This is a genomic window from Streptomyces sp. NPDC041940 (genome assembly GCF_055589465.1).
Genome location: NZ_JBVJBP010000015.1, coordinates 144,841 through 165,120 on the forward strand (window position 1 = coordinate 144,841; position 20,280 = coordinate 165,120).

Here is a 20,280-nt window from a genome sequence, read left to right on the forward strand (position 1 = left end):
GCGACTGTGACGGCGCGGGGGGTGAGAATGTGCGGTACGGAGCATTGCGGAAGCGTCTCGAAGCGGCCACGGGGACCGGCCTTCGAGACCGGTGGGTGATCCTCCGTTGACCTAGGAGACGACGTCCTTGCGGGCAAAACCTCGGAAGGCCAGGGCGAACAGCACGAGCGCGTACGTTATGGAAATCGAGGTGCCCTGGATCATGTCCGACCACTCCAGTTGCGGCCGGACGGCGTCGAGCCAGGCGTACTGCCAGTGCGCGGGCAGGAAGTGGCGCCAGTCGCCGAGGGCGGTCACCTCGTCGAGGACGCTGCCGATGATGGTCAGGAACACCGCGCCGCCGACCGCGCCGAGGGGTGCGTCCGTCCGGGTCGAGAGATAGAACGCGAGGGCCGCGGTGACCAGTTGGGAGATCATGATGTACGCGACGACGATCAGGATGCGCTGGGCCGCCGTGCCCGTGGACAGACTGCCGCCGGTGGGGAGTTCGAGCGGGCCCCAGCCGTAGGCCGCTGTGCCGACGGCGAGGGCGACGACCGGAAGCAGGACCATCGCCGCGAGGCTCAGGCTGAGTCCGACGGCGAGCTTGGACCACAGCAGCCGGGCCCGGGGCACGGGCGCCGCGAGCAGATAGCGCAGGGAGGACCAGCTGGCCTCCGAGGCCACCGTGTCGCCGCAGAACAGGGCGACGGGGATGACGAGCAGGAAGCCGGCGGCGGAGAAGAGGTTGACGGCGGCGAAGTTCGCCCCGGACGCGGTCGCCGTGTCCATGAGGTTCACCCGGTTGTTGTTGCCGCCCGGGTTGCCGCCGACCTGGAAGGCGATCAGCAGGATGATCGGCAGGGCGAACAGCACGCCGCCCATGACCATCGTGCGGCGCCGCTTCAGCTGCCGGACCAGCTCCACCCGGAAGGGCAGGGTGCGGCCCGCGCGGTAGCCGTCGGCGACCTCGACGGGCGGCTCGGCGAGCTTGCTCATGCTTCGGCTCCGATCAGGGTGAGGAAGGCGTCCTCCAGGCGGCGGTGCGGGCCGACCGACCGCACCGGCACGTCAAGACGTACGAGTTCGGCGATCAGCCGCTGCGGGGAGCCGTCGGCGTCGAGCTGGACCAGGATTCCCTCGTCGGTGCGCACGGCCGAGGCGACGCCCGGCAGGGCGGTGACCTTCTCCACGACGGGCTCGTCCACCGGTGTGGCCGTGCCCACCAGGAGGGTGTCGCCCGAGCCGACGATGTCCTCGACCGGGCCCGCCTGGACGAGCTGCCCGTGGTCCATCACGACCAGGTGGGTGCAGGTCTGCTCCACCTCCGCGAGGAGGTGGCTGGAGACGATGACCGTACGGCCGGCTGCGGCGTAGCGGATCATCACCTCGCGCATCTCGCGGATCTGGGGCGGGTCCAGGCCGTTGGTCGGTTCGTCGAGGATGAGCAGGTCCGGCAGGCCGAGCATGGCCTGGGCGATGGCGAGGCGCTGGCGCATGCCCTGGGAGTAGGTGCGCACCGCGCGGGCGAGCGCGTCGCCCAGGCCCGCGATCTCCAGGGCCTCCTCCATGTGCGCGTCCTCGGCGGGGCGGCCGGTGGCGCGCCAGTACAGCTCCAGGTTCTCGCGGCCGGACAGGTGCGGCAGGAAGCCCGCGCCCTCGACGAAGGCGCCGACCCGGGAGAGGACCGGGGCGCCCGCGCTGATGGCGTGGCCGAAGACGCGGATCTCGCCGCCGTCCGGCTTGATCAGGCCCATCAGCATGCGCAGGGTGGTCGTCTTGCCCGCTCCGTTGGGGCCGAGGAGGCCCAGTACCTGGCCCTTCTCCACGCGGAAGGACAGGTCCTTGACGGCGTACCGGTCGGACGACTTGGCGTACCGCTTGGTCAGGTCCGTGATCTGCAGCGGGACCTCGGCGAGCGCGGGCTCCGGTGGGGCGGGGGCCGCGGTGCGGCGGCGGCCCGTGATGATCAGGCCCAGGGCGATCACGGCGCCGGCGATCGGCATCCACCACACCCAGGCGGGCAGCCCGCCCCCGGTGTCGCGCTGGCCGAGGGCCGAGGGAACCTTGAGGTCGCCCTTGAGGGAGACGGTGTACGTCGCCGGGGAGACCGGGGAGGCGTAGCCGAGGTCCGTCGAGGCGAGGACCAGGCGCAGCCGGTGGCCGTCGTCGATCTCGTGGTCGATCGCCGGGAGGGTGATGGTGACGTCCTTGCCGGCCTTGGCGTCCTCGACCCTGAGGGGCGTGACCAGCTGGGAGGGCAGGACCTGCTGGGAGCCGCCGCCGGGGCCGACGTCGTAGACCTTGGCGAAGAGCACGGCGTCGTCGCTGGTGGACTTCACGTGGACGGTGGCCGTGGGCGAGCCGGTGATCTGGACGTCTTCGCCGAAGGGCTTCGACTCGAACGCGGCGAACTGGCCGGGGAAGTCCAGCGAGATGCCGATGCCGAGGGTGGAGAGCTGGCTGAGGCCGCCGGCGCCGCCGAGGCCGGGCAGGGCGGAGACGCCGGGCGGGCTGGCGCCGGGCGGGTTGTCGAAGCTCTGCTCACGCCCGGCCAGGGCGATGGAGCGCTGCTCGGCCTCCAGGCCGGGGTAGCGGTCCGAGGTCACGCCGGTCAGGCGGGGTTCGCCGTCGCCGGAGCCCGTGCCGAGGGTGCGGGTGACGCGGAAGGCGGGGCCGGTGTCGGCGGCCTTGTCGTCCTTCAGGTAGCGGTCGAACCAGGTCGTGACGCGGTCCTGGACGCGGCCGGTCTCCATGTCGCCGCCGTCGTGGCCGCCTGCGATCCAGTCGACGTCGACGGGGGCGCCGTTGGCGCGGATGGCCTTCGCGGCCTGATCGGCCTGGCCGAGCGGGAAGAGGGAGTCCGACTGGCCCTGCATCAGCAGGGTCGGCACGTCGATGTCCTTCCCCACGGCGGACGGCGAGCGCTCCTCCAGCAGCTCGCGCGCCTCGGCGTCGGGCTTGCCCGACTCGGCGACCCGCTCGTACATCCGGCACAGCCCGGGCTCGAACTTCTCGCAGCCGCCGCCGGAGTTGACGAAGATGCCGGCCCACAGCTTCTTGAAGACGCCGTTCGGGAACAGCGCGTCGGCGAGGTTCCAGTACGTGATCGCCGGGGCGATGGCGTCGACGCGGTCGTCGTGGCCCGCCGTGAGCAGGGCGATCGCGCCACCGTAGGAGCCGCCGGCCATGCCGACGCGGGGGTCGCCCTGCTTGTCGAGCTCGACCTGGGGCTGCTTCGCCAGCCAGTCGATGAGCTTCGAGACGTCGGCGACCTCGCCCTTCGGGTCGTTCAGGCCGATCTTCCCGTTCGACTCGCCGAAGCCGCGCGCCGACCAGGTCAGCACCGCGTAGCCGTCTCTGGCGAGGCCCTCGGCCTGCTGCCGGACGTCTTTCTTGCTGCCGCCGAAGCCGTGGCCGAGCAGCACGGCGGGGCGGCGGCCGTCGCCGCCGGAGGTGAAGTACGACGTGTCGACGCGCACCCCGTCGCCGGTGGCCACGGTCCGGTCTTCGCGGTGGACCGGGGGCGTCTCGTCGTCCGCGACGGCCGTCCACGTGCCCGCGCCCGCGAGGATGACGACGGCGGCACCGGCGGCGAGGAGCCGCCGGGGTCGCCGAAGCAGCCCGTTCAGTCCGGGCAGTCGAAGATCCATGCGTCAACGGTACGGGGTGAACCTGTCGAACAGTTGTCGACTTGAGGCTGAAGTGGGTGTACTGCGGGTGCGGTACGGCGGGCGGCTCGGGTGGTCCTGTGGTCTGCCGGGTGCGGGTGCCTTGGGGTTGTTCGCGCAGTTCACCGCGCCCCTTGGGGCGCCCCTCAGGGCGCCCCCGGAGAAGAACCCTCAGTGGTTGCGCGGGAAGCCCAGGTCCACGCCCGCCGGGGCGTCGGCCGGGTCCGGCCAGCGGGTGGTGACGACCTTGCCGCGGGTGTAGAAGTGCGTGCCGTCGTTGCCGTAGATGTGGTGGTCGCCGAAGAGCGAGTCCTTCCAGCCGCCGAAGCTGTGGTAGCCCACGGGGACCGGGATCGGGACGTTCACGCCGACCATGCCGGCCTCGACCTCCAGCTGGAAGCGGCGGGCCGCGCCGCCGTCCCGGGTGAAGATCGCGGTGCCGTTGCCGAACGGCGAGGCGTTGACGAGGTCCAGCGCCTCCTCGTAGGTCTCGGTGCGCAGCACGCACAGGACCGGGCCGAAGATCTCGTCCTGGTAGGCCTTCGCCGACGTGGGGACCTTGTCGAGGAGCGAGATGCCGATCCAGTGGCCGTCCTCGAAGCCGTCGACCGTGTAGCCGCTGCCGTCCAGGACCACCTCGCAGCCCTCGGCCGCCGCGCCCTCGACGTAGGAGGCCACCTTGTCGCGGTGGACCTTGGTGATCAGCGGGCCCATCTCGGATGTCGGGTCGTTGCCGGGGCCGATCTTGATCTTCTCGGCGCGCTCGCGGATCTTCTCCACCAGTTCGTCGGCGATCGAGCCGACCGCGACGACGGCGGAGATCGCCATGCAGCGCTCGCCCGCCGAGCCGTAGGCGGCCGACACGGCGGCGTCGGCCGCCGCGTCCAGGTCGGCGTCCGGGAGCACCAGCATGTGGTTCTTGGCGCCGCCCAGGGCCTGGACACGCTTGCCGTTCGCCGAGGCCGTGGTGTGGATGTAGCGGGCGATCGGGGTCGAGCCGACGAAGGAGACGGCCTTCACGTCCGGGTGTTCGAGCAGGCGGTCGACGGCCACCTTGTCGCCGTGGACGACGTTGAACACGCCGTCGGGCAGCCCGGCCTCCGCCAGCAGTTCGGCGATCTTGAGGGACGCCGACGGGTCCTTCTCGGAGGGCTTCAGCACGAAGGTGTTGCCGCAGGCGATGGCGATGGGGAACATCCACATCGGCACCATCGCCGGGAAGTTGAACGGCGTGATGCCCGCTACGACGCCGAGCGGCTGGCGGATCGACGAGACGTCCACGCGGCTCGCGACCTGCGTCGACAGCTCACCCTTCAGCTGCACGCTGATGCCGCAGGCCAGGTCGACGATCTCCAGGCCGCGGGCCACCTCGCCGAGCGCGTCGGAGTGCACCTTGCCGTGCTCGGCGGTGATCAGCTCGGCGATGGCGTCCCGGTTGGCGTCCAGCAGCGCCCGGAACTTGAAGAGGATCGAGGTCCGCTGGGCCAGCGAGGACTGGCCCCAGCCGGCGTAGGCCTCCTTGGCGGCGGCGACCGCCGCGTCCACCTCGTCCACCGAGGCGAACGCGACCTTCGTCGTCACCGCGCCGGTCGCCGGGTCGGTCACCGGCCCGTGCGTGCCCGAGGCGCCTTCGACGGTCTTGCCGCCGATCCAGTGGTTGACGATCTTCGTCATGGCCGGGAACTCCTTCGCAGATGGCGGCGTCGGGTGGAGACGTGCCGTTCGTACAGCTCACGTGCCTTGACCGCGGACGGTCGTGTCGCGGTCTCGGCCACAGGTACATCCCACCAGGCCTGGGCGGGAGGCGCGCCCGACACTGTGTCTGCCGTTTGGGTCTCGACGTAGACACATGTGGGAGTGTCGGCGGCCCGGGCCTCGGCGAGGGCCTCGCGCAGGTCCCGTACGGTCTTCGCGCGCAGTACGCGCATGCCGAGGCTGGCCGCGTTGGCGGCGAGGTCGACCGGCAGCGGCGACCCGGTGTACGTGCCGTCCTCGGACGGGTAGCGGTAGGCGGTGCCGAACCGCTCGCCGCCGACCGACTCGGACAGGCCGCCGATGGACGCGTAGCCGTGGTTCTGGATGATCACGACCTTGATCGCGATGCCCTCCTGCACGGCCGTGACGATCTCGGTCGGCATCATCAGATAGGTGCCGTCGCCGACCAGCGCCCACACGGGCCGGTCGGGGGCGGCCAGCTTCACACCGATCGCGGCCGGGATCTCATAGCCCATGCAGGAGTAGCCGTACTCCAGGTGGTACTGGTCGTACGAGCGCGTCCGCCACAGTTTGTGCAGGTCGCCGGGGAGGGAACCGGCGGCGTTGACGATGATGTCCGACTCGTCAGCGAGTTCGTCGAGGGCGCCGAGAAGCTGTGGCTGGGTGGGGCGGGTGTCCGGTTCGTCCACCTCGTAGCAGGCGTCCACGCGCTGCTCCCAGCGCTCCTTGTCCTCGGTGTACTCGGTGGCGTAGGAGCCGGCGACCCGGTGGGCGTGCGGGCGCAGGGCGTCGGTGAGTTCCGTCAGGCCGCTTCGGGCGTCGGCTACGAGGGGGTGCCCGGCGAGTTTGTGGCCGTCGAACGACGCGATGTTGAGGTTGAGGAACCGGACGTCCGGGTTCGAGAAGAGCGTGCCGGAGGCCGTCGTGAAGTCGGTGTACCGGGTGCCGACGCCGATCACCAGGTCGGCGGTGCGGGCGAGTTCGTCGGCCGTGGCCGTGCCGGTGTGGCCGACGCCGCCGACGTCCTGGGGGTGGTCGTGGCGCAGGGAGCCCTTGCCGGCCTGGGTGGAGGCGACCGGGATGCCGGTGGCCTCGGCGAACTCGGCGAGTGCCGCCTCGGCGCGGCTGTGGTGGACGCCGCCGCCCGCGACGACCAGGGGCCTTCTCGCCGCGCGGATGATCCGTACCGCCTCGGCGAGTTCCGTAGGGTCGGCGCCGGGACGCCGTACGGTCCAGACGCGCTCGGCGAAGAACTCCTCGGGCCAGTCGTACGCCTCGGCCTGGACGTCCTGGGGCAGGGCGAGGGTGACGGCGCCGGTCTCGACGGGGTCGGTGAGGACACGTATCGCGTTCAGGGCGGAGGGGATCAGGGACTCCGGCCGGGTGATCCGGTCGAAGTACTTCGACACCGGGCGCAGGCAGTCGTTGACCGACACGTCTCCCGCGTACGGCACTTCGAGCTGCTGCAGGACCGGGTCGGCGGGGCGGGTCGCGAACACGTCGCCGGGCAGGAGCAGCACCGGCAGGTGGTTGATCGTCGCGAGGGCGGCACCGGTGACGAGGTTGGTGGCGCCCGGGCCGATGGAGGTCGTGACCGCGTGGGTGGACAGGCGGCCCGACTGCCGGGCGTAGCCGACCGCGGCGTGCACCATGGCCTGTTCGTTGCGGCCCTGGTGGTAGGGCATCTCCTCGGGGTACTCCAGGAGCGCCTGGCCGATACCGGCGACGTTGCCGTGGCCGAAGATGCCCCAGGTGGCGCCGATGAGCCGCTGCCGTACGCCGTCGCGTTCGGTGTACTGGGCGGCCAGGAAGCGCACGAGCGCCTGTGCGACCGTCAGCCTCGTCGTCATCGGCGTCCCTCCCGGCTGATGTAGGGCCTGGTGTGGGGCCTGGTGTGGGGGACCTCCGGCGCGGGGCCGTAGCGGGCGGGGAGTTGTCGCTCGCACTTCGCTCCTGCCAAAGCAAAGCGGCCTCCCGCGCCGGAGGCGATCTGGTCCCGGGCGTGCGCACACACGCTCTCCCCGCCCGGGAGGGGGAAAGCAGCCTTGAGGACGTTGGGCTCACTGGTCATCGAGTAGCCCTCACAGCAGTCCGACGGCGGTGTCCACGGCGGCGGCCACATCGCCGTCCGCCGGGTACAGCAGCGAACGCCCGACCACCAGCCCGCGCACGGTGGGCAGTTGGAGGGCACCGCGCCACTTCTCGTACGCCCCGGCCTGCTCCTCGGGGGAGCCGCCCACCTCGCCGCCGAGCAGCACGGCAGGGAGAGTGGAAGCCGCCATGACCTCGGCCATGTCGTCGGGGTTCGCGGTGACCGGCACCTTCAGCCAGGTGTAGGCCGAACTGCCGCCGAGGCCCGAGGCGATGGCGATGGACTTGGTGACGGCCTCGGCGGAGAGGTCGTTGCGCAGCCGGCCCGTCTCGTCGCGGCGCGAGAGGAACGGCTCGACGAAGACGGGGAGCCGCCGGGCGGCCATGGCGTCGATCGCGCGGGCGGTGGACTCCAGGGTGGTGAGGGAGCCCGGGTCGTCGTAGTCGATGCGCAGGAGCAGCTTGCCCGCGTCGAAGCCGAGGCGCTCGATGTCCTCGGGGCGGTGGCCGGTGAAGCGGTCGTCGAGTTCGAAGCGCGCGCCCTGGAGGCCGCCGCGGTTCATCGAGCCGAGGACGACCTTGCCGTCGAGGGCGCCGAGCAGCAGCAGGTCGTCGAGGATGTCGGCGGTGGCGAGGACCCCGTCCACGCCGGGGCGGGACAGGGCCAGGCAGAGGCGTCCGAGGAGGTCGGCGCGGTTGGCCATGGCCATGCTGTGGCCGCCGACGCCGAGGGCGCCGCGGGCCGGGTGGTCGGCGGCGACGATCATCAGCCGGCCGTTGTCGTTCAGCAGGGGGCGTCGGGTGCGGCGGGCCGCGGCCTCGGCGATGGCCTCCGGGCGGTGGCTGCGGATGCGGACGAGTTCGGAGACGTCGACGGTCACTTGACGGCTCCCGCGGTGACGGCCGCCTCGATCTCGCCCGGGGTGGGCATCGCGGAGGAGCACTCCAGGCGGGAGGCGACGATCGCGCCGGCGGCGTTGGCGTGCCGCATGGTCTTCTCCAGGTCCCAGCCGGCCAGGAGGCCGTGGACCAGGGAGCCGCCGAAGGCGTCGCCCGCGCCGAGGCCGTTGAGGACGTTCACGGGCAGCGGCGGGACCTCGGCACTGTCGCCCGATCGGTCGACGGCCAGGACGCCCTTGGGGCCCTGCTTGACGACGGCCAGCTCCACGCCCGCGTCGAGGAGGGCGCGGGCGGCGGCGTGGGGTTCGCGCACGCCGGTGGCGACCTCCACCTCGTCGAGGTTGCCGACCGCGACGGTGGTGTGGCGCAGGGCCTCCTCGTAGAAGGGGCGGGCCGCTTCGGGGTCCTGCCAGAACATCGGGCGCCAGTCGAGGTCGAAGACCGTCGTGCCGGACTTGGCCCGGTGGGCGAGGGCCGCGAGGGTCGCCGTACGGCTCGGTTCCTCGCTCAGGCCCGTGCCGGTGACCCAGAAGACGCGGGCGTCGCGGATGGCGTCGAGGTCGAGGTCGTGGGCGTCGATCTCCAGGTCGGGCGCCTTGGGCCGGCGGTAGAAGTACAGCGGGAAGTTGTCCGGCGGGAAGACCTCGCAGAAGGTGACCGGGGTGGGCAGGCCGGGGACCGGGGTGACCCAGCGGTCGTCCACGCCGAAGTCCTTCAGGGCCTCGTGCAGGTAGGTGCCGAAGGGGTCGTCGCCGGTGCGCGTGATCACCGCGGTCCGCCGTCCCAGGCGGGCCGCGGCGACCGCGACGTTCGTCGCCGAGCCGCCGAGGAACTTGCCGAAGGACGTGACCTGCGGCAGCGGGACGCCCGTCTGGAGCGGATACAGATCCACTCCGATCCGCCCCATGGTGATCAGGTCGTACGCCATCGGATACCCCTCGGTGTCGGCTCTCCCCGGTGTTGTAGCCCCCTTCACGAAGCCCTGTCAATGTTTTGTCCGGACATTCGGACCAGATCATGACAGCGCTTTCCGTATGACCTGGTCCGGGTCTCACCGTTCCGTCGTGGTCGGTCAGGTCTGCGGTGCCGGCGGCTGCGTCTTTGCCCCGGCTGTGTCACAAACACCCGCTTCCTGTCACACGTGTCGCAAGGACGCGGCCCTTCCGTCACACCTGGTGCACAGGCCCTGCCCGCCGCCGCCGGGTGTCGTTGACCCGGCGGCAGGCTTTGTTGATCGCCAGCGTGACGCCCGGCTCCCCCTGACGGCCCTCCCGCCGTCCCCGTGGCTCGCGCGGGGAGGTGCATGTCATGACCGACCGAAAGCTCTGGTCCTACAAGGAGATCGCGGCACACATCAAGGTGCAGCCGGACACCGTGCGGTCCTACCGCAAGCACGGTCTGCTGCCGCCGCCCGACCATGTCGAGAGCGGCAAGCCCTACTGGTACGCCGACACGGTCCGGGCCTGGGTCGCCTCCAGGCCCGGCAACCGGGGGCGAAGAGACGACTGACCTCTCGTCGCCGAGGCGCCGGGGTGCCGGGGTGCCGGGGCGTCAGCTCCACGGCTCGATGACCGTGGCCCCCGCTCCCGGCGCCGTCCCCATCGCCGCCAGCGCGGCCGGGACCTCGTCGAGCGTGATCCTGGACGTCACCAGCAGATCGGGGCGCAGCACACCGCTGCGGACCAGCTCCAGCATCGGCGGGTAGCTGTGCGCCGCCATGCCGTGGCTGCCGAGGAGTTCGAGTTCCAGGGCGATGGCGCGGGCCATCGGGACGGGTGTCGTGCCGGTCGGTGATGGCAGCAGGCCGACCTGGACGTGCCGGCCACGGCGGCGCAGGCCGTTGACGGAGGCGGCGCAGGTGGCGGGTGAGCCGAGGGCGTCGAGCGAGAGGTGGGCGCCGCCGCCGGTCAGGTCACGGACCGCCGCCGCGGTGTCCGGTACCGAAGTCGCGTCCAGCACTTGAGCAGCTCCGAATTCCCGTGCCAGGTGCAGTGCTTGAGCCGATACGTCGACGGCCACGACCCGCGCTCCCGACGCCGCCGCGATCATCACCGCCGAGAGCCCGACCCCGCCGCAGCCGTGCACCGCGACCCACTCCCCCGCCGCGAGGCGGCCCTGCCGCACCACCGCCCGGTACGCCGTGGCGAACCGGCAGCCCAGGGAGGCCGCCGTCGCGAAGGACATATCCCCGGGGAGCGCCACGAGGTTCACATCGGCGTGGTCCAGCGCCACGTACTGGGCGAAGGAGCCCCAGTGCTTGAATCCTCACCTCCCTGAAGGGAGGTGATTCCTGGCTCAGGCAGCCTCCTGGAGCAACGCTCCAGGAGGTCTTGCGCCATCAGCACCAGCCGGGTTGAGACCAGCCCGGTGAAGCATCACGCGTGCGGAGTTCTTGTCCCGTGGGGACACGAGCCCGCATGCGGTGCAGGTGTAGGTACGTTCCGACAGCGGCAGTGCGTGCTTGGCTCTCGCAGCGCAGTTGGCGCAGTCCATCGTGGTGTGCGCGGGGCGGACCAGGCGGATCTCCCGCCCGTGCTTGCGGCTCATCTCGATCAGGGCCTGCTTGGTGGCAGCGATGGCGGCATCCGCAGCCTTGCGGGCCATACTGCTCCTGGTCAGGAACCTCGGACGGAAATCCTCCACAGCGACCGCGTCGTGGTCGCGGACCACCTTCTTCGCCCACTTCCGGGCGGTGTCCGCACGCTGCCCGGCGACCTTCTTGTACGCCTTCGCCCGCAGCTTCTTCGCCTCGCGGTAGCCCCGCGAGGCCGGCTGCCCCTTCTTCGGCCTGCGGCGGGCCATCATCCGGTCATACCCGGTCAGCTTCTTCTGGGCCTTCCTGCCGTGCCCGGCGTGCGGCAGGTCGTACGCGTCGGAAGTGGTGGTCGCGGTCTCCTTCACACCCCAGTCGACACCGAGTACCCGACCGGTTGGAGGTAGCGGCACCACTTCGGCGGGCACGACGAAGGAGCCGTACCAGTGCCCGAGACTGTCCTGATACACACGCACCGAGGACGGCTCAGCAGGCAACCCCCGCGACCACACCACCCTCACGACGATTCCGCCCGCCAGATGCAGACGGCCGTCCTTCAGCCGGAACCCGCGCCGGGTGTAGTTGAGGGTCGCCAGTGCTTCGCGCTTCTTCTTGTGCGTGGGCATCCCGGCCCGGCGTGCCAGGGGCAGGCGCTCCCGGATGTCCTTGTGGGCCTTAGCGCGGGAGCGGCCGAAGTCACGGATGACCTGCTGCTGGACCACCGACGAACCCTCACCCAGCCACGGAATCATCTTGCGGGCTGCGGTCAGCATCCGGTCCAACTGCGCCGGGCCACACGTCCGCTTCTCCCCACTCGCCTTGTTGTGCAGGTACACGGCCCGGGACTTGGCCACACACTCGTTCCACACCCACCGGCACCGGCCCCACTCCGCCACCAACGCCGTACGGGCGGCGGACGACACACGCAGCCGGTACGTGTAGCGCGCATGCCCCGTCTCCACAGCCACCCCCACCTGAGCCATCCCGCCTTTCACGGTCCCAGCCCGGACGACCTTGCATCCCGAACCCCGCAAAGGACCATACGTACGACCACCGCACGCACGTACCTCAATCCCGCAGCCGCCACCCCGACCAGCGATAACAGGCACACGCGTTCGCATCACCTTGAAACCATCGGACAGCGGCATGAGCGCACCACGCCCCGAACGGAATGCGGCGACGCTCCGCGTCACAACGCCCGGACGCGATTCCTCCCCTGCGTGAACCTGATGGTCGCCCGCCGCGCAGGACGGGCAGGTGCCGCAGGCGCAGATGAACGGCACGGTGACCCGGTCGCCGGGCCGCCATCCGGTCACCCGGGCGCCCACCGCCTCGACGACACCGGCGAGTTCATGCCCGGGCACATGCGGCAGTGCGATGTCCGGGTCGTGGCCCTGCCAGCCGTGCCAGTCGCTGCGGCACAGCCCGGTGGCCTCGACCCGCACGACGACCCCGTGCGCCGCGGGCTCCGGATCGGCGACCTCCCGCACCTCGGCCGTCTCCCCGTACCGCTCGAACACCGCGGCCCGCATGCTCCACCCGCCTTTTCGTTCACGCCCGGTTCGCGCAGGTCCGGTTCGCGCATGTCCGGGATCCCGAGGTGCTCCTACCTTCCCGGGCGGTCACGCATGCGACGCTCCCACCTTGTCTCTGGCCTCCTCCGTCTCCTTCGCCGGTCCCGGTTCGCCCTCGCTCAGGCCGAAGCGCTCGTGGAAGCGGCGCAGCGGGCCCGGGGCCCACCAGGTGGCGCGGCCCGTGAGGCGCATGACCGCGGGGACCAGGAGGCTGCGGACGATCATCGCGTCCATCAGGACCGCCAGCGCGATGCCCAGGCCGAGCATCTTGGTGTTGGTCACCCGGGACGTGCCGATCGCGACCATGACCACGGCCAGGATGACCGCCGCCGCGGTGATCAGCCCGCCCGTGCGCTGCAGGCCGTGCCGGACGGCCTGGTCGTGGTCGCCGGTGTGGTCGTACTCCTCCTTGATGCGGGAGAGCAGGAAGACCCCGTAGTCCATGGACAGGCCGAAGGCCACACAGAACATCAGGACCGGCAGGGTCGTCTCTATGGAGCCGGGACTGGTGAAGCCGAGCAGGCCGGACAGGTGACCGTCCTGGAAGACCCAGACGACCGCGCCGAACATGGCCGTCAGACTGAGCGCGTTGAGCACGACCGCCTGGATCGGTATCAGCACGCTGCCCGTGAGGAGGAAGACCAGGAGCAGGGTGACGAGGGTGATGAAGACGGCGGCGAGCGGCAGGCGCTCCCCTATGGCGTCCTTGGAGTCGACCAGGACGGCCGCCATGCCGGTCACCTCGGTGTCGAAGGGGGCCCGGAGCTCGCGCAGCTCACCGACCAGGCGCTGGGCCGGATCGTCGACGGCCTCGCCCTTCGGCAGCACGGTGAAGTACGCCGAGTCGCCCTTGACCAGCGGCCCGTCGACCCGCTGCACCTCGGGCAGTTCGGCGATCCGCTCCTTGTAGGCGCCGTACTGCGCCTCGGTCGCGCGGCCTTGGGCGAGCACTTCGAGGCCGCCGTCGGGGCTGCCGGGGAAGTCGTCCCGGATGTGCTGCTGCACGACGTGGGACTCGGAGGTCGAGGGCAGCTGGCGGTCGTCGGCGGTGCCGAACCTCACGCCCAGGAAGGGCAGTCCGAGCAGGACGAGGACGGCTGTGGTGCCCAGGGCGAAGAACGGGGCGCGGCGCATGACCAGCGTCGCCGCGCGCGCCCATGTTCTGCCCTCTTCCCCGGCGGGCTTCGGCCGGTGTCCGCGCCGGAACACGCGGCGCAGGTCCAGGGCGTTGACCCGGTGCCCGAGCAGCATCAGCGCCGCCGGGAGCAGGATGAGCGCGGCCGCCGCGGCCAGCAGCACCACGGCGATCCCGGCGTAGGCGAAGGAGCGCAGGAAGTACTGCGGGAAGACCAGCATCGCGGCCAGGGACACCGCGACCGTGAGGGCGGAGAAGAGCACGGTGCGGCCGGCGGTGCGCAGGGTGGTGCCGATCGCCGTCAAGGGCTCGGCGCCCGTGGACAGTTCCTCGCGGTAGCGGCGGACGATGAACAGCGCGTAGTCGATGGCGAGGCCCAGGCCGAGGGCCGTGGTGAGGTTGATCGCGAACACGGACACGTCGGTGAGCTCGGTGAGGCCTCGCAGGATGGCGTTGGTCCCGAGGATGGCGACGATGCCGATGCCGAGCGGCAGCAGGGCCGCGACCGCGCTGCCGAAGACCATCACCAGCAGCACGAGTGTCACCGGCAGGGCGATGAGCTCGGCCCGGGTCAGGTCCTCCTGGATGATCGTCTGCATCTCGTGCCGCACGGCGACCGGGCCGCCGACGGTGACCTCCACCGGGCCGTGCACGCCGCGGTAGTGGGGCGCGATGCGCTCCAGGGTCTCGGCGGCGGTCTTCTCGTCGCCGGTGATGCGGGCGGCTATGAGCGCCTCGTGACCGTCCTCGGCGCGCAGGGCCGGGGTGCCGGACTGCCAGTAGGAGCCGATGCCGGTGACGCCCCGCTCGCTCGCCAGCCGGCCGGCGAGACGCTCGGCCTGTGCCGCGACGGCCGGGTCGTCGACCGAGGCGTCGCCCGCGTCGACCAGGAGCAGCAGGTTGGGCTGGGAGCCGGGGAACTCGCGCTCCAGGGCCTTGGTTGCACGGGTGGACTCGGCGGCCGGATCCTCCCAGCCGCCGGCGCCGAGCCGGTCGGCGACGCCGCTGCCGGCCAGCACCGCGAGCGCGGTGATCACCAGTGCCACCAGCAGGGACAGTCTCGGCCTCGCGGTGACGAAGCGGGTCCAGCCGCCGACGCGTGGTGGTGTGTTGACTTCGGTCATCGTGCGGTGTCCCCTTCACCGTGACCCGTGTCCAGGCGCAGCCTGACAGCGCGGGGCTGCCATAGACTGGCAAACACGAGAGTTCGCTCGCATTTCTGCCGACTCCAGAATGCGAGCGACCACTCGCGTTTGTCAATCGCGTGATGAGACCTGGGGATAACGCGTGCCCGAGAAGACCGAGAAACCCACAGCGGAGACGACGGCGACGGCGGCCGAGGACCGGCCGCGCCGTCGCCAGGCCCGCGGCGAGCGCCGGATCGCCCAGCTGCTCGAAGCCGCCGCCACGGTCTTCTCCACGACGGGCTACACGGCCGCCAGCACCAACGCCATCGCCCGCGAGGCAGGCGTCTCACCGGGCACGCTGTACCAGTTCTTCCCGAACAAGGAAGCGATCGCGATCGAGCTGGGCGGGCGGCTCATGCACGAGATGCGGCAGTCGTACGACGAGATCCTCACCCCGATCGACCCCGCGGCCACACCGGTCGAGGAGGTGATCACCGGGACCGTCGACCGCTTCATCGAGTTCAGCTGCCGCCACCCGGCCTTCTTCGCGCTGATGCACGGCCCCGACATCCCGGGGCGCATCGCCGAGGAGCACGACGCGCTGCACACGACCCTGGTCGCCCGGGTCGAGACGACCCTCGCCCCGTTCCTGCCCGACGCGCCCGCCCCCGCCGTCACCCGCACCGCCCAGATGTGCGTCGGCATCTACAAGGCCGGCCTGGAGCTGATCCTGGTCCATGAGGGCGCCGAGCGGGAGGCGTACATCCAGGAGCTGAAGGACGTCCTGCTGCGCTACCTGCGCCCCCTGGCCGAGGGCGTCGTGCACTGATACCCCCTAGGGGTACAGTGGGGAGATGTGCGGGCCCCTCGTGGGCCCCCACAGCCCCACATGCCTCGACGAGGAGTAACGACATGACCGCCCAGACCGACACCACGGGCCCCGTCACCACCGTCTACAAGGTGAGCGGCATGAGCTGCGGACACTGCGAGGGCGCCGTCTCCGGCGAGATCTCCGAGATCTCCGGCGTCAGTTCCGTGACGGCCGTCGCCAAGACCGGCGAGGTCACCGTCGTCTCCGCGGCCCCGCTCGAGGACGAGGCCGTACGCGCCGCCGTCGACGAGGCCGGCTTCGAGCTGGCCGGCCGGGCCTGAGCCCGTACGAAACCCGACCCGCCGGGCCTGAGACGCTCCAGACCTGGCACTCGTACCGACGTACGGGCCGTACAGCCGCCGCCCCGGCCCGTACGGCCCGTTCCGCTTTCCCGGGGCGTCCCGCCACCTCCTGGAGTGAAGGACATGACCAGCACCACCGCCCAGGCGCCGCCGGACCGCGAGCCCGCGGTCGCCGAGGTCGAGCTGCTCATCGGCGGGATGACCTGCGCCTCCTGCGCGGCCCGCGTCGAGAAGAAGCTCAACCGCATGGACGGCGTCACGGCCACGGTGAACTACGCGACGGAGAAGGCCAGGGTCAGCTACCCCGCGGGCACCGAGGTCGCCGACCTGATCGCCACCGTGGTGAAGACCGGGTACACCGCCGAGGAGCCCGCGCCCCCGCGCGAGGAGGAACCCGCCGACGAGGCGGATCCCGTCACCGAGGCGGACCCCGAGCTGTCGGCCCTGCGCCGCCGCCTGGTCGTCTCCGCCGCCCTCGCGGTGCCCGTCGTCCTGCTGGCGATGGTCCCGGCCCTCCAGTTCGACAACTGGCAGTGGCTCTCGCTCACCCTCGCCGCGCCGGTCGTCGTCTGGGGCGCACTGCCCTTCCACCGGGCCGCCTGGACGAACGCCCGGCACGGCGCCGCCACCATGGACACGCTGGTCAGCCTCGGCACCCTGGCCGCGTTCGGCTGGTCCCTGTGGGCGCTGTTCCTCGGCGACGCGGGCATGCCGGGCATGCGGCACCCCTTCGAGCTCACGGTCTCGCGCGGCGACGGCGCCTCCCAGATCTATCTGGAGGTCGCCTCCGGCGTCACCGCCTTCATCCTGCTGGGCCGCTATCTGGAGGCCCGCTCCAAGCGCCGCGCCGGGGCCGCGCTCCGGGCGCTGCTGGAACTGGGCGCCAAGGACGTGACGGTCCTGCGGGACGGGCGCGAGGTGCGGATCCCGGCGCGGCGGCTGGCGGTCGGCGACCGGTTCGTCGTACGGCCCGGCGAGAAGATCGCCACCGACGGCACGGTGGTCGAGGGAGCCTCCGCGGTGGACGCCTCGATGCTGACCGGCGAGTCGGTGCCGGTGGACGTGACGGCCGGGGACACGGTCACCGGCGCGACGGTCAACGCGGGCGGCCGGCTGGTCGTCGAGGCCACCCGGGTCGGCGCCGACACGCAGCTCGCGCGGATGGCGAAGCTGGTGGAGGAGGCGCAGAACGGCAAGGCCGAGGTGCAGCGGCTCGCCGACCGGATCTCCGGGGTCTTCGTGCCGGTGGTCCTGCTGATCGCCGTCGCCACCGCCGGGGCGTGGCTCGGACTGACCGGCGACGGTGTCGCCGCCTTCACGGCGGCCGTCGCGGTGCTGATCATCGCCTGCCCGTGCGCACTGGGCCTGGCCACCCCGACCGCGCTGATGGTCGGCACGGGCCGCGGCGCCCAGCTCGGCATCCTCATCAAGGGCCCGGAGGTCCTGGAGTCCACGCGCCGGATCGACACGGTCGTGCTGGACAAGACCGGCACGGTCACCACGGGCCGGATGACCCTCCAGGAGGTGTACGTCGCCGAGGGCACCGACGAGAAGGAGGTGCTGCGGCTCGCGGGCGCCGTCGAGCACGCCTCCGAGCACCCCGTCGCGCGGGCGATCGCGCTGGGCGCCGAGGAGAGGGCCGGACGGCTCCCGGAGGTCGAGGAGTTCCGGAGCGTGCCCGGACGGGGCGTGCACGGGCGCGTGGAGGGCCGCGAGGTCGCCGTGGGGCGGCTCTTCGACGACGTACCGCCGGAGCTGGCCCGAGCGCGGGACGAGGCCGAGCGGGCCGGGCGCACGGCGGTCCTGGCGGGCTGGGACGGGACGGCGCGGGCCGTGCTGGCCGTGGCGGACGCGGTCAAGGAGACCAGCGCAGAGGCGGTGCGCGAGCTGCGCGCGCTGGGGCTCACGCCGGTACTGCTGACCGGGGACAACCTGGCAGTGGCCGAGACGGTGGCGAAGGCCGTGGGGATCGACCAGGTGGTCGCGGAGGTCCTGCCCGAGGACAAGGTCGACGCCGTACGGCGGCTGCGGGCCGAGGGGCGGGTCGTCGCCATGGTGGGCGACGGTGTCAACGACGCGGCCGCGCTCGCCACCGCCGATCTGGGCCTGGCGATGGGCACCGGTACGGACGCGGCGATCGAGGCGGGCGATCTGACGCTGGTGCGCGGCGATCTGCGGGTGGCCGCGGACGCGATCCGGCTGTCGCGCCGGACGCTGGCCACGATCAAGGGCAATCTCGTGTGGGCCTTCGGCTACAACGTGGCCGCGCTGCCGCTGGCCGCCGCCGGGCTGCTGAACCCGATGATCGCGGGGGCGGCCATGGCCTTCTCGTCGGTCTTCGTCGTCACGAACAGCCTGCGACTCCGGACATTCCGGTGAAGTCCCCTGAATTCGCCCTAAGTTCGCGGCGAACCTGATATGAGCCCCTCTGGAGTCCCGGGCCCGGCTCACATAAGCTCTTCACAAGGCGCACGCATCATCCTTACGCTTGCGTCCCGGGCGACATATATCCGGGCTCTTGCGTAGCTAACGGACATACGCAAGAGACGCAGATCACAGTGATGTGAACGTAACCATCGAAGGGGTTCGAAGGTCTAAGTTGACGATGTCAGGGAGCGTCTTGGGGGGCGTGACCTGACATCTGGAGATGTCTTGGGGGACTTCTCCAGAGATGCGTTGCCGGGACACGCACACCGGGAAGCTTTGAGCGGCCCTCCCGGACGTGCGCTGTCCCGGCAGACCGCACACGACACAGGCACGACGAGTTTTGCTCGTTGCGCTCACAGCGATTCAGGCGCTGTCCTCACAGACGCCCGGCCGGATCCCGTGGGGGGAATCCGCACCGGGACTGGGAAGGCGCCCTGGCCGTCAGCCCGTGGGGGGACTGGCGCTGGGGCGCCTTCTTCATTGCGTAAGAAATCCCGTAAGAGATCCCGTAAGAGATCCCCACCCCACAGGCGCGGGAGCACGCGGGAGAACACCAGAGGGATACGCGAGAGCCCCCGCGTCCGGCTGTCGGACGCGGGGGCTCCTGCGGTACGCGCTGTGCCTCAGCGGCCCTCGACGGGAACGAAGTCGCGCTCGACCACGCCCGTGTAGATCTGGCGCGGGCGGCCGATGCGGGAACCCGGCTCCTTGATCATCTCGTGCCACTGGGCGATCCAGCCCGGCAGCCGGCCGAGGGCGAACAGGACCGTGAACATCTCGGTCGGGAAGCCCATGGCCCGGTAGATCAGGCCGGTGTAGAAGTCGACGTTCGGGTAGAGGCTGCGCGAGACGAAGTAGTCGTCGGAGAGCGCGTGCTCCTCCAGCTTCAGCGCGATGTCCAGCAGCTCGTCGGACTTGCCGAGGGCGGACAGCACGTCGTGCGCGGCGGCCTTGATGATCTTGGCGCGCGGGTCGAAGTTCTTGTAGACCCGGTGGCCGAAGCCCATCAGGCGGACGCCGTCCTCCTTGTTCTTCACCTTGCGGATGAAGGTGTCGACGTCGCCGCCGGAGTCGCGGATGCCCTCCAGCATCTCCAGCACCGACTGGTTGGCGCCGCCGTGCAGCGGGCCCCACAGGGCGTTGATGCCGGCGGAGATCGAGGCGAACATGTTCGCCTGCGAGGAGCCGACCAGGCGGACCGTGGAGGTCGAACAGTTCTGCTCGTGGTCCGCGTGCAGGATCAGCAGCTTGTCGAGCGCCGAGACCACGGTCGGGTCCAGCTCGTACTCCTGCGCCGGGACCGAGAAGGTCATGCGGAGGAAGTTCTCGACGTAGCCGAGGTCATTGCGCGGGTAGACGAACGGGTGACCGATCGACTTCTTGTACGCGTACGCCGCGATCGTCGGGAGCTTGGCGAGCAGGCGGATCGTGGAGAGGTTGCGCTGGCGCTCGTCGAACGGGTTGTGGCTGTCCTGGTAGAACGTGGACAGCGCCGAGACGACCGAGGACAGCATGGCCATCGGGTGGGCGTCACGCGGGAAGCCCTTGTAGAAGTTCTTGACGTCCTCGTGCAGCAGGGTGTGCTGCGTGATGTCGTTCTGGAACGTCGAGAGCTCGTCGACGGTCGGCAGCTCGCCGTTGATCAGCAGGTAGGCGACCTCCAGGAAGGTGGAGCGCTCGGCCAGCTGCTCGATCGGGTACCCGCGGTACCGCAGGATGCCCGCTTCGCCGTCCAGGTAGGTAATGGCGGATTTGTACGCGGCGGTGTTGCCGTAACCGCTGTCCAGTGTCACCAGACCGGTCTGGGCACGGAGCTTCCCGATGTCGAAGCCCTTGTCCCCGACGGTGCTGTCGATCACCGGGTAGGTGTACTCGCCGTCGCCGTACCGCAGTACTACAGAGTTGTCGCTCACGTCTTCCCTCACCGACGTTGTGCCTCATCTTCGAGGTTGCC

General features: G+C 71.0%; 13 protein-coding genes and 3 pseudogenes. 4 read left to right on the forward strand and 12 right to left on the reverse strand.

The window, feature by feature from the left end; all coding sequences use genetic code 11:
• Positions 1-111: 111 nt before the first annotated feature.
• From ACZ6I3_RS24955 to iolC, 7 genes and pseudogenes are all read right to left on the reverse strand, one after another.
• Positions 112-978, reverse strand: a complete 867-nt coding sequence (locus tag ACZ6I3_RS24955) for an ABC transporter permease (protein WP_469417491.1) — start codon at positions 976-978, stop codon at positions 112-114.
• Entirely contained in the window at positions 975-3,632 is a 2,658-nt protein-coding gene (locus ACZ6I3_RS24960; protein WP_469417492.1) for a CocE/NonD family hydrolase, read from the reverse strand. The genes ACZ6I3_RS24955 and ACZ6I3_RS24960 overlap by 4 nt, the downstream gene beginning before the upstream one ends.
• A 189-nt stretch (positions 3,633-3,821) precedes the next feature.
• Positions 3,822-5,324 carry a CoA-acylating methylmalonate-semialdehyde dehydrogenase gene (gene mmsA / locus ACZ6I3_RS24965; RefSeq protein ID WP_469417493.1) on the reverse strand — a complete coding sequence of 501 codons (1,503 nt, stop codon included), beginning with the start codon at positions 5,322-5,324 and terminating at the stop codon, positions 3,822-3,824.
• Positions 5,321-7,216, reverse strand: coding sequence for a 3D-(3,5/4)-trihydroxycyclohexane-1,2-dione acylhydrolase (decyclizing) (iolD, locus tag ACZ6I3_RS24970; protein ID WP_469417495.1), 1,896 nt, complete (start codon positions 7,214-7,216; stop codon positions 5,321-5,323). Before iolD ends, mmsA begins: the two co-directional genes overlap by 4 nt.
• Before the next feature lie 47 nt (positions 7,217-7,263).
• Positions 7,264-7,404, reverse strand: a pseudogene (locus ACZ6I3_RS24975) (5-deoxy-glucuronate isomerase); the annotation flags it as partial.
• A gap of 43 nt (positions 7,405-7,447) precedes the next feature.
• Positions 7,448-8,338 (reverse strand): Cgl0159 family (beta/alpha)8-fold protein, encoded by an 891-nt coding sequence (locus ACZ6I3_RS24980; protein WP_469417497.1) that lies wholly within the window; start codon positions 8,336-8,338, stop codon positions 7,448-7,450.
• The gene (gene iolC / locus ACZ6I3_RS24985) at positions 8,335-9,285 is read right to left on the reverse strand and encodes a 5-dehydro-2-deoxygluconokinase (RefSeq protein WP_469417499.1); all 951 of its coding nucleotides are present in this window, start codon (positions 9,283-9,285) and stop codon (positions 8,335-8,337) included. Before iolC ends, ACZ6I3_RS24980 begins: the two co-directional genes overlap by 4 nt.
• 380 nt (positions 9,286-9,665) lie before the next feature.
• On the opposite strand from iolC, the gene ACZ6I3_RS24990 reads away from it, so the two are divergent.
• Entirely contained in the window at positions 9,666-9,866 is a 201-nt protein-coding gene (locus ACZ6I3_RS24990) for a helix-turn-helix transcriptional regulator (protein ID WP_215121270.1), read from the forward strand.
• A gap of 42 nt (positions 9,867-9,908) precedes the next feature.
• On the opposite strand, the pseudogene ACZ6I3_RS24995 reads toward ACZ6I3_RS24990, so the two are convergent.
• From ACZ6I3_RS24995 to ACZ6I3_RS25010, 4 genes and pseudogenes are all read right to left on the reverse strand, one after another.
• Positions 9,909-10,622: pseudogene (locus ACZ6I3_RS24995) on the reverse strand (zinc-binding dehydrogenase); the annotation flags it as partial.
• A gap of 30 nt (positions 10,623-10,652) precedes the next feature.
• A complete protein-coding gene (locus ACZ6I3_RS25000; RefSeq protein WP_469417606.1) occupies positions 10,653-11,873 on the reverse strand; it encodes an RNA-guided endonuclease InsQ/TnpB family protein in 1,221 nt (406 codons plus the stop codon).
• 213 nt (positions 11,874-12,086) lie between these two features.
• Positions 12,087-12,422: pseudogene (locus ACZ6I3_RS25005) on the reverse strand (alcohol dehydrogenase catalytic domain-containing protein); the annotation flags it as partial.
• Between the two features lie 90 nt (positions 12,423-12,512).
• Positions 12,513-14,723 (reverse strand): MMPL family transporter, encoded by a 2,211-nt coding sequence (locus tag ACZ6I3_RS25010; RefSeq protein WP_469417501.1) that lies wholly within the window; start codon positions 14,721-14,723, stop codon positions 12,513-12,515.
• A 163-nt stretch (positions 14,724-14,886) separates the two neighbouring features.
• Here ACZ6I3_RS25010 and ACZ6I3_RS25015 point away from each other — a divergent pair, with 163 nt between their 5' ends.
• The 3 genes from ACZ6I3_RS25015 to ACZ6I3_RS25025 all read left to right on the forward strand — a co-directional run bounded on the left by ACZ6I3_RS25015 (position 14,887) and on the right by ACZ6I3_RS25025 (position 18,278).
• A complete protein-coding gene (locus tag ACZ6I3_RS25015; protein ID WP_469417503.1) occupies positions 14,887-15,555 on the forward strand; it encodes a TetR/AcrR family transcriptional regulator in 669 nt (222 codons plus the stop codon).
• An 83-nt stretch (positions 15,556-15,638) separates the two neighbouring features.
• Entirely contained in the window at positions 15,639-15,878 is a 240-nt protein-coding gene (locus ACZ6I3_RS25020) for a heavy-metal-associated domain-containing protein (protein WP_215121267.1), read from the forward strand.
• Between the two features lie 144 nt (positions 15,879-16,022).
• Positions 16,023-18,278: a heavy metal translocating P-type ATPase gene (locus tag ACZ6I3_RS25025; protein WP_469417504.1), complete on the forward strand. Its 2,256-nt coding sequence runs from the start codon at positions 16,023-16,025 to the stop codon at positions 18,276-18,278.
• A gap of 671 nt (positions 18,279-18,949) precedes the next feature.
• On the opposite strand, the gene ACZ6I3_RS25030 is transcribed toward ACZ6I3_RS25025, so the two are convergent.
• On the reverse strand, positions 18,950-20,239 hold the full coding sequence (locus ACZ6I3_RS25030) for a citrate synthase (RefSeq protein WP_469417506.1): 1,290 nt from the start codon (positions 20,237-20,239) through the stop codon (positions 18,950-18,952).
• Positions 20,240-20,280 lie beyond the last annotated feature (41 nt).

Bases quoted from the DNA above. Each gene is read 5' to 3' on its own strand.
- ACZ6I3_RS24955 (WP_469417491.1), bottom strand. From the start codon at position 978: ATGAGCAAGCTCGCCGAGCCGCCCGTCGAGGTCGCCGACGGCTACCGC.
- ACZ6I3_RS24960 (WP_469417492.1), bottom strand. From the start codon at position 3,632: ATGGATCTTCGACTGCCCGGACTGAACGGGCTGCTTCGGCGACCCCGG.
- mmsA (WP_469417493.1), bottom strand. From the start codon at position 5,324: ATGACGAAGATCGTCAACCACTGGATCGGCGGCAAGACCGTCGAAGGC.
- iolD (WP_469417495.1), bottom strand. From the start codon at position 7,216: ATGACGACGAGGCTGACGGTCGCACAGGCGCTCGTGCGCTTCCTGGCC.
- iolC (WP_469417499.1), bottom strand. From the start codon at position 9,285: ATGGCGTACGACCTGATCACCATGGGGCGGATCGGAGTGGATCTGTAT.
- ACZ6I3_RS24990 (WP_215121270.1), top strand. From the start codon at position 9,666: ATGACCGACCGAAAGCTCTGGTCCTACAAGGAGATCGCGGCACACATC.
- ACZ6I3_RS25000 (WP_469417606.1), bottom strand. From the start codon at position 11,873: ATGGCTCAGGTGGGGGTGGCTGTGGAGACGGGGCATGCGCGCTACACG.
- ACZ6I3_RS25010 (WP_469417501.1), bottom strand. From the start codon at position 14,723: ATGACCGAAGTCAACACACCACCACGCGTCGGCGGCTGGACCCGCTTC.
- ACZ6I3_RS25020 (WP_215121267.1), top strand. From the start codon at position 15,639: ATGACCGCCCAGACCGACACCACGGGCCCCGTCACCACCGTCTACAAG.
- ACZ6I3_RS25025 (WP_469417504.1), top strand. From the start codon at position 16,023: ATGACCAGCACCACCGCCCAGGCGCCGCCGGACCGCGAGCCCGCGGTC.